The 15,112-nt window shown below is 61.8% G+C and carries 13 protein-coding genes; 12 read left to right on the forward strand and 1 reads right to left on the reverse strand.

Annotated features, from left to right (window positions below; genetic code table 11):
* The first annotated feature begins 64 nt into the window (after positions 1-64).
* The 11 genes from ACVWZP_RS05885 to ACVWZP_RS05935 all read left to right on the forward strand — a co-directional run bounded on the left by ACVWZP_RS05885 (position 65) and on the right by ACVWZP_RS05935 (position 12,381).
* The gene (locus ACVWZP_RS05885; protein WP_457369541.1) at positions 65-1,129 is read left to right on the forward strand and encodes an SDR family oxidoreductase; all 1,065 of its coding nucleotides are present in this window, start codon (positions 65-67) and stop codon (positions 1,127-1,129) included.
* Positions 1,126-2,385: an aspartate aminotransferase family protein gene (locus tag ACVWZP_RS05890; protein WP_198864359.1), complete on the forward strand. Its 1,260-nt coding sequence runs from the start codon at positions 1,126-1,128 to the stop codon at positions 2,383-2,385. The genes ACVWZP_RS05885 and ACVWZP_RS05890 overlap by 4 nt, the downstream gene beginning before the upstream one ends.
* A 14-nt stretch (positions 2,386-2,399) precedes the next feature.
* The gene (locus tag ACVWZP_RS05895; protein WP_046383430.1) at positions 2,400-2,843 is read left to right on the forward strand and encodes a type II toxin-antitoxin system RatA family toxin; all 444 of its coding nucleotides are present in this window, start codon (positions 2,400-2,402) and stop codon (positions 2,841-2,843) included.
* A 3-nt stretch (positions 2,844-2,846) separates the two neighbouring features.
* Positions 2,847-3,989: an acyl-CoA dehydrogenase family protein gene (locus ACVWZP_RS05900; protein WP_034113710.1), complete on the forward strand. Its 1,143-nt coding sequence runs from the start codon at positions 2,847-2,849 to the stop codon at positions 3,987-3,989.
* Positions 3,986-4,813: an SDR family NAD(P)-dependent oxidoreductase gene (locus ACVWZP_RS05905; protein WP_017849074.1), complete on the forward strand. Its 828-nt coding sequence runs from the start codon at positions 3,986-3,988 to the stop codon at positions 4,811-4,813. The genes ACVWZP_RS05900 and ACVWZP_RS05905 overlap by 4 nt, the downstream gene beginning before the upstream one ends.
* A gap of 10 nt (positions 4,814-4,823) precedes the next feature.
* On the forward strand, positions 4,824-5,780 hold the full coding sequence (locus ACVWZP_RS05910) for a fatty acid desaturase (RefSeq protein ID WP_046383429.1): 957 nt from the start codon (positions 4,824-4,826) through the stop codon (positions 5,778-5,780).
* A 59-nt stretch (positions 5,781-5,839) separates the two neighbouring features.
* Positions 5,840-6,640, forward strand: a complete 801-nt coding sequence (locus tag ACVWZP_RS05915) for a DUF3050 domain-containing protein (protein ID WP_017849072.1) — start codon at positions 5,840-5,842, stop codon at positions 6,638-6,640.
* 16 nt (positions 6,641-6,656) lie between these two features.
* Positions 6,657-7,724 carry an HlyD family secretion protein gene (locus ACVWZP_RS05920; RefSeq protein WP_017849071.1) on the forward strand — a complete coding sequence of 356 codons (1,068 nt, stop codon included), beginning with the start codon at positions 6,657-6,659 and terminating at the stop codon, positions 7,722-7,724.
* Positions 7,721-9,238, forward strand: a complete 1,518-nt coding sequence (locus ACVWZP_RS05925) for a DHA2 family efflux MFS transporter permease subunit (protein WP_046489551.1) — start codon at positions 7,721-7,723, stop codon at positions 9,236-9,238. Before ACVWZP_RS05920 ends, ACVWZP_RS05925 begins: the two co-directional genes overlap by 4 nt.
* 23 nt (positions 9,239-9,261) lie before the next feature.
* Complete coding sequence (locus tag ACVWZP_RS05930) at positions 9,262-10,605, forward strand: TolC family outer membrane protein (protein WP_457369542.1); 1,344 nt, start codon at positions 9,262-9,264, stop codon at positions 10,603-10,605.
* A 150-nt stretch (positions 10,606-10,755) separates the two neighbouring features.
* On the forward strand, positions 10,756-12,381 hold the full coding sequence (locus tag ACVWZP_RS05935; protein ID WP_448126063.1) for a methyl-accepting chemotaxis protein: 1,626 nt from the start codon (positions 10,756-10,758) through the stop codon (positions 12,379-12,381).
* Positions 12,382-12,395: 14 nt separating this feature from the next.
* Here ACVWZP_RS05935 and ACVWZP_RS05940 read toward each other — a convergent pair whose 3' ends face one another.
* Positions 12,396-13,346, reverse strand: a complete 951-nt coding sequence (locus ACVWZP_RS05940) for a LysR family transcriptional regulator (RefSeq protein WP_248843150.1) — start codon at positions 13,344-13,346, stop codon at positions 12,396-12,398.
* A gap of 66 nt (positions 13,347-13,412) precedes the next feature.
* On the opposite strand from ACVWZP_RS05940, the gene ACVWZP_RS05945 reads away from it, so the two are divergent.
* The gene (locus tag ACVWZP_RS05945) at positions 13,413-14,669 is read left to right on the forward strand and encodes an FAD-dependent monooxygenase (protein WP_227778897.1); all 1,257 of its coding nucleotides are present in this window, start codon (positions 13,413-13,415) and stop codon (positions 14,667-14,669) included.
* Positions 14,670-15,112 lie beyond the last annotated feature (443 nt).

The following is a 15,112-nucleotide window of genomic DNA, read 5'->3' on the forward strand; positions in this document are numbered from 1 at the left end:
CGTGCCCGGGATTTGGCGGAACGCACCGTTAATTCTTTCGATGAGTCCGCAGGAAGCGTCCTACATGTCAGAACAGCAAAAATTAACCGTCCTTCTCACGGGTGGCTCAGGCGTACTCGGTGAATCACTGATCGACTGCCTGGCAGAGGACTTTGACCTGGTATGCCTGGCGCGTAAAAGCCGCATTCGCCACCCGCGAGTGGAGGTGCTCAAGGGCGATATATGCAGCCCGCGACTGGGGCTGGACGTCGGCGATTATGAAGCGCTGCTCAAGCGTGTCGATTGGGTGATCCACGCCGCAGCGGTGACCCGCATGGATGGCGATATCGACCAGATCTTTTCGGTGAACTACCTCGGCACCGAAAACGTCGTGAACTTTGTCCAGCAAGCCAACGTGCCGCTTTACCACGTCAGCACCGCCTTCACCCATCCGTGCGACTACTACGAAGGCGTGCAAGCAGAAACGCCTTACGAAGTCGCCAAGCGCCAGGCTGAAACGCTGGTGCGCTCGGCAGGTATCGATGTTTCGATCTTTCGTCCCTCCATCATCATCGGCGACTCGGACAGCGGGCACATGCCCAACTTCCAGGGGTTTCATATGACCATGGGGCTGATGATGTCCGGCGTGCTGCCTATCGTGCCCTGCCCGCCTGCCGGGTATATCGACTTGATCGCCCGTGACGTGGCGGCGCGGGCGATTGCCAACGCGTTGCGCCAGCGCTTGATCGGCGCAGACTACTTTCTCACCAGTGGCCCGCAGGCGCTTGATCTCAACGGCCTGTTGGACCTGATGTGCCAATCCATGGAAGCCCAGGCCCAAGCCTTCACCCGGCCGCGCTGCATGGCGCCGGATATTTATGAGCGGCTGATCCGCCCAGTGTTCCTCCCGGCACTGACCGGCAATATCCAGGCCGCGCTGGGCCGCGCCAACCAGCTGTGTCGCTATGCCTGCCTGCGTACACCGCTGCCCACGTCACTCCCTGAGTTGCTCGGCGAACCGGCGTTCAGCGCACGGGATGTCAGCCGTGAGTTACTGCTCTCGCTCAACCACTTGGCGCCCAAGCTGGGCGCGTTGACGCGCATGCTCAAGCAGCCGATGCCAACCGTCGCACAGGCGTCAGTCGCATGAACCCGCTTCTTACCGAACCCGCAGCCGACGCCGCACAGGTCGACCAGTACTTCCGCCAGCACGTGAATTCAGGGTATGCGCGCCTTGCGTCGTTGATGAATTTGCCGATCGAACAGTCCAGCCATGGCGTCTATATCTACGACAGCCAAGGCCGCAAGTACCTGGATGCCGGCGGCTATGGCGTATTTTTCCTCGGCCACGGCCACCCGGTGGTGGTGGCGGCCGTCACCCGGCAGCTGCAGCAAAACGCCCTGGCCAGCAAGCTGTTGCTCAACCCGCAACAGGCTTTCGCCGCGCAAGCCCTGGCTGCGCATTGCCCTGGCAACCTGGACTATGTGTTCTTTTGCAACTCAGGTGCCGAGGCCACCGAAGCCGGCCTGAAACTCGCCCGGCTCAACGGCTGCCGCCGCACGCTGTCGACCCTCGGCGGCTTCCACGGCAAGACCCTCGGCGCACTCGCCGTCACTGGCCGCGAAAGCTACCGCGAGCCGTTCAGCGGCTTGCTCAGTGAAAGCACGTTCGTCCCCTTCGGCGACAGCGCCGCGCTGGAACAGCAATTGCGCGCTTCGCCGGACAAGGCCTGTGTGATTCTCGAACCGATCCAGGCCGAAGCGGGCGTGATCCTCGCGCCGCCAGGCTACCTGACACGTGTCCGCGCACTGTGCGACCAGTACGACGCCGTGCTGATCATCGACGAAATCCAGTCCGGCATGGGCCGTACCGGCCATTGGTGGGCATGCGACCAGGAACAGGTGGTGCCCGACATCATGCTGGTGGGCAAAAGCCTGTCCGGTGGCTGCGTGCCGGTCAGTGCCATGGTCGCCAGCGCGGCGATTTACGCGCCGTTCAACCGCAACCCCACGGTGCATACCTCGACCTTCGGCGCCAACCCGCTGGCCATGGCGGCCGTACAGGCCACGTTGCAAGTGATGGTGCAGGAAGACCTCGTGGAACGTGCCCGGCTGATGGGCCAGGACCTGCACGCCCGCTTCAGCGCGCTGTTGCAGCAGAGGGGCCTGGCCGAGCGCGTCAAGTTGCGCAGTGCCGGTTTGTTGCTGGGCTTTGAATTCAGCGACGCCTCGGTCGCCGCGAACATGGTCATGGCCCTGATCGAACAGCAAATCATTGTGTGCCACTCGCTCAATGACCACCGGGTCGTCAGGCTCACGCCTTCCCCGCTGCTGACAGCCCAGGATTGCAATCGGTTGATCGAGGGGTTCGCCCACGCGCTGACCACCTCAATACCATCCCTTTGATTGGAGTTTCCCCCATGCAAGAAGTCAACGTACTGGCCCATATCCCCAGTGCCTGCGCTGATGAAGTCTTTGCCGTGATCAGCGACTTCAGCAACTACGTCGAGCTGTGCGAGTCGGTGCGCAATATCACGATCAATAAGGTCAGCGACCAGGTGTCGTTCACCTCCTGGGAAGTCAATTTCCACAGCGGCATTCTCAAGTGGCAGGAGCGTGACACATTCAATACCCAGACCCGGGAAATCCACTTCGAGCAAATGAGCGGTGATGTCGATCACTTCTCCGGCACTTGGCAAGTGTTGCCGGACGGCAAAGACGCGGTCATCACCTTCGCCTCGCGCTTTGACCTGGGCCTGCCGATGCTCGCCGACATGCTCGACCCCGTGGCCCACAAAGCCATCCGCGACAACATTCACTCGATCATCACCGGTCTGTTCCCGGCGAGTTACTTGAAGGCCTGAACCATGTCCCTTTCACTGTTGAATCGCTCGCGTGCCTTGCTGCACAGCTACGCCCCAGGTTTTGACGAACGCCTGGCGAGCATCGCATTCGCCGAACGCGAAGCGCCGCCTAGCGAAGTCATCGCCCTGTTCAAGCAACAAGGGCCGGTCGGCCTGTTGGTCAACCGTGCCGCGGGCGGGTTGGGCGCGGGCATCCTTGATGCCGTGCATGTGCAGATCGCCCTGGGCGCACGTTCACCCTCGCTGGCGGTGGCCAGCACCATGCATCAGTTTTCCGTGGCGAGCCTGTTGGCCCTCACCCAGAACGGCGGCGGCGCCGAAGGTTTGTTGTTGGCGGCGGTCGCACAAAAGCGCTTGCTGCTGTCCTCGGGGTTTGCCGAAGGCAACTCGGGTGCCGGCATTCTCGATTCGAACATGCAGGCGCTGCAAACCCCTGAAGGTGTATTGCTCAGCGGCAGCAAAAAGCCCTGCTGCCTCGGGCAGTCGATGGACTTGCTCACCGCCAGCTACACCCGCCAGACCGCCGAGGGCGAAGAGCTGATGGTCGCACTGATTCCGGCGAATGCACCGGGCATCACGCGGTCGCCGTTCTGGCAGAACAGCGCACTGGCCGCCGCCGAAAGCATCGAGGTGCGCCTCAACGAAGTCTTCGTGCCCGAACGCATGTTGTTTTCCGCCGGCTACAAACACCTGTTGGGCGACGTGCAAACCGTCGGCTTCATCTGGTTCGAGCTGTTGATTTGCGCGTCCTACGTGGGGGTCTGCGCCGGTTTGGTCGAGTCTGTGATCGAGGCCGGGCGCTGGACGCCCCATCACCGCGTGGAGCTGGCGGCTCAGCTGCAACTGGCGATCAGTGCGCTGGAAGGCGCGGCGCTGGATATCGAACGCAACCCGCAGGACCTGCCGAACGTGCTGGCCCGCCTGCTGCTGGTGCGCTACGGCATCGAACAACTGCTCACCGAGCTTTCGGACCAGGCCCACGCCATGCTCGGTGGGATGGCGTTTATCACCAGCAACCAGAGTTCGAACTGGTTGATGGCCTGCCGTGGCCTGCAGTTTCACCCGCCGGCGAAGATCTCGATGGCGAGCAACCTCGACACCTACTTGTCCCACTCAACCTTCAGCATCGCCGGAGCGCACCCATGAACCTGCTCGGAAAAATCGTCGTGATCACCGGAACCGCGCGCGGCCTCGGTTACGCGGCGGCCTGCACATTGAAAAAACAGGGCGCCACCGTGATCGGCCTGGACATTCTTGCGCCACAAGAGCCCGGGTTGCTGGATGGGTTTTATCAAGTCGACCTGTGTGACCGAACGGCGCTGGCGCAGGTGATTGGCGCCATCAGCACCGACTTCGGCGACATCGATATCCTGGTGAATAACGCCGGCACCCTGACCCTGGAACGCGGTGAAACCGGCGTCACCGACGCAGTCACCCGCGCGGTGGATGTGAACCTGTTCGCGCCATGGCAACTGGTGGCCGGGTTCCTGCCGGGGTTGCTGCGCAAGCGCGGCAAAGTGGTCAACGTGTCGTCGCTGTTTGCCCTGGTGAACGCGCCTTATGTGGCCGCATACGCTGCCAGCAAACGCGCGCTGAGTGCTTATTCGGACGTGCTGCGCATGCAATATCGCGGGCAGCTCGACGTGGTCACCGTGTACCCGGGCTTTATCGACACCGCCATTCACTTGCCCGCCCAGCGCGTGGGTTTGTCGGTCAAGCGCCTGGTGACGTTCATGTGGGGTGACAGGACCCTGCTGTCTCTCGAAGAGAAACTCGATGCCGCCGCCGATGGCCTGGTTCGCGCCTGCCAAAAAGACGGCCTGCGCAACCGCGGGCTGACCTTTATGGGCACGCTGGCCATGTACACCGCGCGTATCGCACCAAGTGTGGTCGACGCCTTTATCGCCCTGCGCCTGCGCACGCTGACCCGCGGCGGGCACCTCGCGCTCAAACCTGAACTGATCGAGTAACGCGTTGCCAATGGCCAGACAACTCCACAGCAAGCCTCAGGTCCGCCTTGATCGCGCCTTGTTCAAGGCCCGGTCGGGTGAGTCCCTGTTGATCATCGGTTACGCCTTGTGCCTCTTCCTGCTGCCCCTCGCGCTGTTTGTGTGGGTGGCGAACACGGCCGCCACCCTGTGGGTGTTGCTGTGCTCGCCCCTTTGGGTGCTGGCCGGGTACGGGTGGTTTCTGCAAGCGATCCTCGGGCATGAAGGTTTCCACTTCAACCTGAGCAGCACGCCTATGCACAGTTGCTACCTGGGCATTTTCACCAGTTCGTTGCTGCCTGGATTCTGCGTGACCGGTTACTTCGTCGACCATTGGCAACACCATCGCTACAGCAACAGCGAACAGGACCCGGACTATCGGCACTTCTCGCGTTATCGGAGCCTGTTTAGCCGCCTTGCGCTGTCACGGTTGATGGCCACCTCGAACTATCTGCAGGCGACGTTGCGCCTGGCTTTCGGCCCGCCGGTCAGCCCATCGCCCTTGCCTTCGCCTTTGAGCGCAGCCCAGGTGCGACGACTGGCGCGCTGCAATATCGCGTGCCAGGTCGGCTGGTCGAGTGTCTACGCGGTCGCCCTGTGGCAGATCGACGGGCTGCTGCTTGGGTTTGCCTTGAGCCTGGCGGTTGCGTTCCTGCTCTCGGCAGTCAATGCCTATCAGGAACATGCCTTCAGCGAGGGCCATGAGCAGCCCCCTGCCCGCTCGCGTACCTCGCGCCTGAGCACCTGGCTGCACGCCGGCGCGAACTTTCACCTGGAGCATCACTTTTATCCAGCGGTGCCGTGCTGGCGCCTGCCCAAGGTCCATCGCCAACTGCTGGACGCGGGGTGGTACGCAGACCGGCAATACCTGCTGGAAACACGCTTCATACCGTCCTTCAAGTACGCCTCCGGTCGCCATCCTTACCGTGGCGATACGCTGAACGACTGAACGGTCCCCTTACTTTCCCCATGGATTCTTGCCTGAACCATCAGGCCGCAGGAGCTGCTATGCCTTTTGATATCGACCGCCACATTGAAACCGAGCGCGCCCAGTTATTCGGCCACCCGCTTTTCGCCAATATCCGCACCGTTGAAGATGTACGCACACTGATGGAATTTCATGTGTTTGCCGTATGGGACTTCATGACCCTGCTCAAGCGCATCCAGCGCGACCTCACCTGTGTGGAGTTGCCGTGGGTACCGCCAACGCATATCACGGCTGCGCGCTTGATCAATGAAATCGTGGTCGGCGAAGAAACCGACGAACACCCCGATGGCGGCTTTATCAGCCACCTGGACCTGTACCTGACCGCCATGGATGAAATCGGCGCCGACAGCTCGGTATTCCGCCGTTTCCTCGCTGCCATCCAGGCCAAGGAACCGCTGGCCAAGGCCCTCAGCGACCGCGATATCCCATTGGCGGCCAAAGTGTTCATGTGCCAGACGCTCGATGTGGCGCAACACGGCACCACCGAAGCGGTGTTGGCGTACTTCTTCTTTGGCCGTGAAGACATCATCCCCGACATGTTCGGACGCCTGCTGTCGCAATGGTCGGTCAGCGAAACCGAGGTGCCGATGCTCACCTATTACTTGAAGCGCCACATCGAAATGGATGGCGACGATCACGGCCCGGCCGCTAAACGCATCATCGCTGAAATCGTCACCACCCCTGTGCAGCACCAGCACATGGTCGAAAGCGCCAAGACCGCGATCAAATCGCGCATCGATTTGTGGGATGGCGTGCATCACTTCCTGCAGCACAAAGCGCAACACGCCACGGACCGCCCTGAGTGCCTAAGCCTCGCATGACCACAGGGAGCAGGACATGACCAAAGGTAAATTGATAAAACTGACACTGTGCGGCGTTGTGGTCGGTGGGTTACTGCTGCTCGGCTGGCAGCGTTGGCAGTATTCCAACGCTTACGTGAGTACCGATAACGCCGAGCTCGATGGCGTGATCATTCCGGTGCGCGCCAAGCTCTCGGGCGTGGTGATGAGCGTGCCGGTGACAGACAACGTCACGGTGCAAAGCGGTGATCTGCTGTTTCAGATCCGCGACAGCGAATATCAATACCAGGTCGAGCAGCGTGAGGCGCAATGGCAGGCGTTGCTTGCTGCCGCAGGGCGCGGCGGCGGTCCGGGTGCGTTGGACAGCCAGGTCCTCGGCGCGGTCGCGATGCGCCAGGCGGCGCAAGCGGCGCTGGCACAATCCAGCGCCAATCTGGAGCAGGCGCGCAACGATTACGGGCGCGCCCGCCGCCTGGGCGCCCAAGGTGTGTTGAGCACTCAGGATCTCGAGGTGGCCAAGGCGCGTTTCGACGCCCTGAGCCACGCTCAGGAAGTGGCACGCGGCAATGCCCAGGCTGCCGCGCAAAGCACCTTGGCCAACAAAGCCGAACTGAAAGTGCAGGACTACCGGATCGCGGCGGCGCAAGCCGAACTGGAACAGGCCCGGATCAAGCTGCACGACACTCGTCAGACCGCGCCGGTGCGCAGCATCGTCTCGAAGAAAGAAGTCGAGCCGGGCCAATTCGTGGTCGCCGGGCAGAAGCTGTTGAGCCTGATTGCCACCGACCCGCTGTGGATTACCGCCAACTTCAAGGAAACCCAGGTCGGGCGCGTGCGGGTCGGCCAGTTGGCCAAGGTCACTGTGGATGCGTTTCCCGGGCAGGCTTTCGACGGGGTGGTCGAGAGCCTCGCACCGGCTACCGGCGCAAAGTTTTCACTGCTGCCCCAAGAGAACGCCACCGGCAACTTCACCAAGGTGGTGCAGCGCGTGCAGGTCAGGATTGCCCTCAAAGACGTGCCGGATGACTACAAAGCCTTGTTGAGCCCCGGCATGAGCGCCTTCGTCGAAGTCGCCACGCAACAGCACGGCAGCCACACGTTATGAAGTCGCCGTATCTGATTGCGCTGACCGTGACGCTGGTGTCGATGATGGAACTGCTCGACGTGACCATCGTCAACGTGGCGATTCCCAGCCTGATGGGCACCTACGGGGCGTCGGTCGATGAAATCTCCTGGGTGTCCACCGGCTACGTGGTGGCCAACGTAGTGATCCTGCCGGTCAGCGGCTGGCTGTCGGCCTGGTTCGGGCGGCGCACTTATTACCTGGTCTCCACGGCGGTGTTCGTGCTGGCATCCGTGGGCTGCGCCTTTTCCGCCGAACTCTGGCAACTGGTGGCGTTCCGCGTACTGCAAGGCTTGGCGGGCGGCGGGTTACTGGGGATTTCCCAGGCAATCATTTACGACGTATTCCCCAAGGAGAAGGTCAGCAGCGGCATGGCGTTGTACGGCGTTGGCGTGATGATGGGGCCGACGTTGGGCCCCACCGTCGGCGGCTATCTGATCGACACCTTGTCCTGGCACTGGATATTCCTGATCAATCTGCCCATCGGTGCCGTGGCCCTGCTGCTGTGCTGGCTGTGCATCGGCGATTCCGCCAATGAAAGCAAACCCAGCAGCGTCGACTACAGCGGCTTCTGCCTGCTGGCCCTGGGCGTCGGCAGCCTGCAGATCCTGCTGGAGCGCGGCGAGCATTGGGACTGGATGGAATCGAACTGGACGGTTGCCTGCCTGTTGCTCAGCAGCTTCAGCCTGGTGGGGTTCTTCTGGTGGGAACGGCGCGCGACCAACCCGATCGTCAATGTGGCGTTGTTTCAGAACCGCGAGTTTTTGATGGGCTGCATCTGCGCGTTTTGCGTGGGCTTCGGGCTGTACAGCACGTTATTCATGGTGCCGCTGTTTTTGCAGACGTTGCTGGCACAGAGCGCGTACCAGAGCGGGCTGGTGATTTTCCCCGGAGCGGTGGCCAGTGCCATCAGCACCTTGGTGATCGGCAAGCTGTCCCAGGAAAACAAGATCGACGAGCGCGTGTTCGTGACCTTGGGCATCGTCATGTACTGCTACGCGATGTTCCTGCACACCCAGTTCACCCTCGACAGCAACCCGGACACGCTCTATTGGCCTCTGGTGATTCGCGGCCTGGGCCTGGGCATGATCTTCGTACCGCTGACCAACCTGGCCATGCGCCGTCTGCCGCTGACGTTGATCTCGGGCGCCTCGGGCGTGCTCAACCTGATGCGCCAGTTGGGCGGCAGCGTCGGCATCGCCATTGCCGCGACCCTGCTCACGCGGTTTTCGTGGGAGCGCTATCGCCTGCTGTCCGAGCATGTGACCGAGTCCAGCCTGGTTGCCAGCGGCTGGGGCGGCGTGGAATCCAACCCGCTGTTTCTGTCCCTGAACCTTGCAAGCCATCAACAAGCCTTGGCCCTGATGCCTTACCTGCAAGCGCGTGAACAAGCGCAAATGCTGGCCTTCAGCATGCTGTTCGGCACATTGGGCGCGGTCATGGCCATCGGCATTCCCATGGTGCTGATGATGCGCAGAAGCACCCTCAGCCGATAACTTCTCCAGTGGAGCACATCCCCTTGCGTATTCCAGGGCTGCATCTCGACCCGATCACACTGCTCACTTTCCTGTGCGGCCTCAGCCTCGCTTGCTGCCCGGCCAATGCGGCGGCGGAAGACTTGTACCAGCTGTACCAGAAGGCGCTGACCCACGACATGAAGTTCGCCGCCGCACAGGCGCAACAATTGGCCACCGCGGAAAAAGAACCGCAAAGCCGTGCCAACCTGTTACCGGACCTGTCGGTCACCGGCGGCGCGGCGTGGGTCGATGCCGAGGATTCGTCCGACTACCATCGAAACCGCAATAACACCAACGCCTATGCCGTGGTTCTCACCCAACCGCTGTTGCGCTGGCAGAGTGTGGTTGCCCACGACCAAAGCAAACTGATGATCAGCGCCAGCGAGGTGCAGACCGAACAGGCGCGCCAGGACCTGATGCTGCGTGTCGCCCGCGCCTACTTCGACGTACTGCTTAACCAGGAACTGCTGAACACCCGCACGCAACAGTTGCAAACCCTGCAGGAGAGCCAGGACCGCACCCGGCGTTTGTTGGCCGACGGCGCCAGCACCCACAACGCGCTCGAACAGGTTCAGGCCAAATACGACCAGGCCTTCGCCGAGCAAATCGCCGCACGCGGCGCGCTGGATATCGCCACCGAAGCCCTCACCCAATTGACCGCCGCCCAGGCGCGCCCATGGTCGGGCAAGGAGCCACAATTCAGCGCTCCGGTGCCCGCCGCGATCGGCGCCTGGGCCACCACCGCACAACAAGGCAACCTCGCCGTGCAGCGGGCGCAGATTGCCCAGCGCCTGGCCGAAATGGACATCGACAAGGAACAAGCCGGCCACTTGCCGACCCTTGACCTGATCGCCGCCCATGGCCGTTTTGCCTCGGTCGGCGGCGATGTGTACGACGTCACCCTGCCGGAGAATCGTTATAACCAGACGGTGGTCGGGGTCAAACTGAGCGTGCCACTGTATGGCGGCGGCCGTACCAGCAGCCGCGTGCGCGAAGCCCATGCGTTGCAGAGCAAAGCCCTGGATGAACTCGAAGATGCGCGCCGCAGTGCCGGGCTGATGGCCCGCCAGGCCTACCTGCAAGTGACCAGCGGCATGAGCCAATACCAGGCGCTCAAGCAGGCGCTGAAATCCAGCCAGGTCAACGTCACGTCGGTGACCCACGGCTTCGAGGCCGGTGCACGCATCAACACGGAGGTGCTGGACGCACAGCAGAAAGTCACGGACACCCAGCAACGTTTGGCCCAGCAACGCTACGCGATTCTGCTCGCGCAGCTCAACCTGCTGGCGTCGACGGGGAACCTGAACGACGCGCGTCTGCGTGAGGTCAGTCGCCTGCTCGATTGAACCCGGTGCGCGCCCCATTCAGCCCATGTACCTGAGCCATTGAATTCAGGGTTCGATAATCGAACGGGTTCCCACTTCTGCCGTTCAAGTTCACTGCGTGAATGCGGATAGCACGATCACTATTACTTAAGTGGTCTGCGGAGTATGCCCATGTTTGCCCATCTGAAAATTCGCACCGGGATGATCGGGGTGCTGCTGCTGTTCGTTATTGCACTGTTGTTCTCTACCCTGAACGGCTGGCGGTCGGCGGTACGCAGTCACGAGCACATTGACGAGTTGGGGCGTACCTCGCGACAAATCGACGGGATCAACAACGCGTTGCTGCTGGCAATCCGTACCAGCGCCAACGTGTCCTCGGCGTTCATCGAGACCGTCGGCGGGCGTTTCGACGACGCGGAAGCCCGGCTGGTGCGCAGTGAGGCGATCTGGAGTGACGCCATCGCCAAGGTCAATGCCTCGACCACAGACTTGCGTGACCCGCAGTTGAAGGCCCTCGCCGAAGATCTCAAGCGTGCGTTCGCCGTATACGGCACGGCCATCGTCGGACAACGCGCCGCCACGCGCGCGCGCTCCGCCGAAGAGTATTTTCAAGTCAACATCGATGCCGGCAACAGCATGACCAAGCTTCAGGAGATTCGCGTGAAGCTGGTCGGCGCGTTGGATGCCCGTGCCCAGGAGATCAACACGGAGGCGGCTGCGCGGCTGCAGACTTCGCAAACCCTGGCCATTGCCTTGATCCTGCTGACCCTGGCACTCGCTATCGTCTGCTGGGTATTCATCTCGGGCACCGTCCTGCGCCCATTGCGCGCGGCCGGCGAGCACTTCAAGCGCATTGCCGGGGGCGATCTGAGCCGCGAAGTCGTCTCGCCTGGCCGCAACGAAATTGGCGAATTGTTCCTTGAGCTGCAACGCATGCAGGCCAGCCAGCGTGAAACACTGATCCAGATCGCTGACTCAGCCACGCAGTTGGCCTCAGCCGCTGAAGAACTCAACGCCGTCACCGAAGAAAGCAACCGTGGCCTCCAGCAGCAGGACATGCAGCTGGAACAGGCCGCGACCGCGGTGAACCAGATGACCAGTGCGGTCGAAGAAGTGGCGCGCAACGCGGTGTCGACTTCGCAAGCGGCCACCGCCTCCAATACGCTGTCGGAAAAGAGCCGTCAGCAGGTACGCGAAAACATCAGCGGTACGCAATCGATGACCGCCGAAATTCACGGCAGCGCCGAGCGTATCCAGCACCTCGCCAATGAAGTGCGCAACATCGGCAAGGTGCTCGACGTGATCCGGGCAGTCTCGGAGCAGACCAACCTGCTGGCCCTCAACGCGGCGATCGAAGCGGCCCGGGCCGGTGAAGCCGGTCGGGGGTTTGCTGTCGTGGCCGACGAGGTACGCACCCTCGCCTACCGCACCCAGGAATCGACCCGCGAGATCGAACAGATGATTGCCAGCGTGCAGAGCACTGCTGAACACGCGGTGGATTCGATGCGCAGCAGCACGGCGCGGGCGCAAGGCACGCTGGAAATCACGCAGGCGTCGGGGGTGGTGCTGGAGGATATATTCGCGGCCATCGGCCAGATCAACGAGCGCAACCTGGTGATTGCCAGTGCCGCCGAAGAACAGGCCCAGGTTGCCCGTGAGGTCGACAGCAACCTGTTGGCGATCCGCGACCTGTCGGCGCAATCCGCGGCGGGCGCCTTACAGACCAACGCAGCGAGCCATGCGCTGTCACGCTTGGCTGCGGAGCTGAGCGGGCTGGTGGGACGCTTTCGGACTTGATCCTTGGCGGCCCCTTATCTTGAGCCGCTCCCAACTCGTTCCAACCGCAGCTGTATAAATTCCAGCAACGCCCGAACCCGCGCAGTCACGGAATGCCGGTGGCTGTACGCGCCAAGCAATTGCAGCGGCGCAGGGCGCAGGTCCAGCGACACTTCCCGCAATCGGCCCGCGGCAAGATCTTCCTGGCATGGATAGGCTGCCACTATCGCGAAACCGATGCCTTGCCGCGCGCCCGCCAACGCAAGTTCTCCACTGTTGACACGATAGCGACTACGCACAGATACCTTCACGATTTCGCCTGTGCCGTCGAGAAACAGCCAGGGCTGGCCCTTCAATGCGCTCAGTGTAGTAATGCACGGCAAGGACTCTAGTTCGCGCACTTGGCGCGGAGTTCCCGTTTTGGCTAACAGAGCGGGTGCCGCGACCACAATGCTGGGTAGCGTAGCGAGTTCGCGGGTGATGATGGTGCTGTCATCCTGGCGCCCACGATGGAAGACGATAGAGAGGTCCACGTCTTCCCGGAGCGCTTCTAAACCGGTCAGGCGCGTGTCGCACTCCAATTCGACGCCGGGATGGAGGCTACAGAATTCGGCCAGGATAGGGGCCAGTAGCCTTGGCGCTTCGCCTGGCATGCACATCCTTAAGGGCCCCCGCAGTTCACGCTGCACCGCGCCAAGTTCTTCCTCAGTGGAGAGCAAGGAATCGAGCAAAGGTTTTGCACGTTCGTAGAGAAGTCTGCCGGCTTCAGTCATGCGCAGGTGGCGAGTACTGCGCTCCAGCAAGCGGACGCCCAATCTGCGTTCCAGCGAGGCGACGTGGCGGCTGACGTTAGAGGATGGCAGGGACAGTAGGCGCGCCGCGCCGGAAAAGCTTTGTGCATCGACGACCGCCACGTATACACGGACGGTGTTCAGGTCGAGGGCATTGCGCATGATTATCCCGATTAAGGTATTAAAGTCGCCCATTTTTACACAATAGTTCTCCCCATTGACGGAATCTAAGATGCCGTCTCGTCCGATGGGTTGTCGCCGATGGCGTGTCGGGACGGATTGAATAGGAGATCCAGCGTGGAAATCGGAATACTTGGCGGCGGAATTGCGGGGTTGAGCGTGGCGCTTGCCTTGCGCAAGCGGGGACACAGTCCCCGGGTATATGAGCGCCGGACGGGGCCAGCGACCATGGGGGCTGGCGTGACGCTCTGGCCCAACGCTGGCTTTGTGCTGGAGGAACTGGACCTCCTCCAAGACATCGCGGCAGCGGGTGGCCGGCCAGTGGTAGTGCGCCGCCAGGACGCTGCGGGCAATTCGTTGGGGGGCATCGATATCGCGCTGCTGGACCAGACAATGGGATATCCGACTCATACCATTTTGCGGAGGGACTTGCAGGCAGTGCTGCTCAAGCATGCGGCACAGAGCGGAATCCCGGTGGAGTTCGGGCATCGGGCGGTGGGGATCGATCTGGAGGCTAATGGCAAAGCGGTAGCGCGCTTCGAGAACGGGGTGAGTATCCGTCCAGATCTGCTTATCGGCGCAGATGGCCGTATGGGGTCGGTGGCACGCGGGTTCGTTGCGGGGGACAACATGCCGGTTTATCAGGGATTTGTGAACTGGATAGGTGTGGCGCAGGGGGAAAGTGCGTTGGTGAGCGATATAGCGATTCAGGATTATTGGGGGTCGGGCAATCGCTTCGGATGCGTGCCGGTCCGGCCGGAGTTGGTCTACTGGGCAGCGGCGCAGGCGCGGCCATTGTCAGGGGCGACGCCCGCAGCCGATATGCGCAAGGAGATCGAGGATCTGTTCGCGGGATGGCCGGAGCCTATCGCCCGTATCATCCAGGCGACGCCGGCGCACGCCATCCGGATGATTGCCGTGCACGACTTGGAGCCGCTGCACACGTGGAGCCGGGCTAATGTGCTGCTTGTGGGAGATGCGGCGCACGCGCCGTTGCCGACATCGGGCCAGGGCGCTTGTCAGGCGTTGGAAGACGCTTGGCACCTTGCTAGATGCCTGGAAGGAACGAACGGCCTTGATGAAGCCTTGCAGCGCTTCGCGGAGATCCGCGGGCCGAAGACCGCCAAGCTGGCCGAGCAGGGTCGAGTCTTCGCTCGCGGTCTGTTTGCCACTGATCCTGAAACCTGCCGCATTCGCAATGAACGCGCCAAGGCGTCCGATCCCTTGCGTGATGTGCAGGCCTTGGCGGCAGGATGGTCACAGGGTTTGCCGATGACAGGCTGCACGGACAGCACGCCGATGGATGGCGCTGACTTCGGCAGTCTGTACCGCCTCTGAAAGACGGTGGCAATCTGGACACCGCATGGCGTCTCCGGCCCCGAGACGCCTCACTGTAAACCGAGCCCCATGACTTTACCCACCGCGCTGGAGCGCCAGGTCTAGCAGCTCACACTGATGCTCTTCAGATGTCGGCTTCTGGCCGATTCTGTTGAAAATGTAGCTCCCCTATCTGGCCTGCGGCAAAGTATCTGCATTGACCAGCAGGGAAGGATTCGGAATAGGAACGGCGTGTTGGCTGCATGAAATATCCGCTTAAAAGGTTAGAACTGGTGCCCACTTAAATGTAAGTGCACACCATGTCCTGGCTCTTCGGGGCTGGGCAGATGACTTGGCTTGGCCGGACGGATACACGTTAGCTGCAAATTTGATGCTGAATTAACATAGAGACCTCGCCCAATACATTGCCACGTCCATGCAGACTCTCGAAAACACCTTGTTTT

This window comes from Pseudomonas sp. TE36184 (assembly GCF_054060055.1).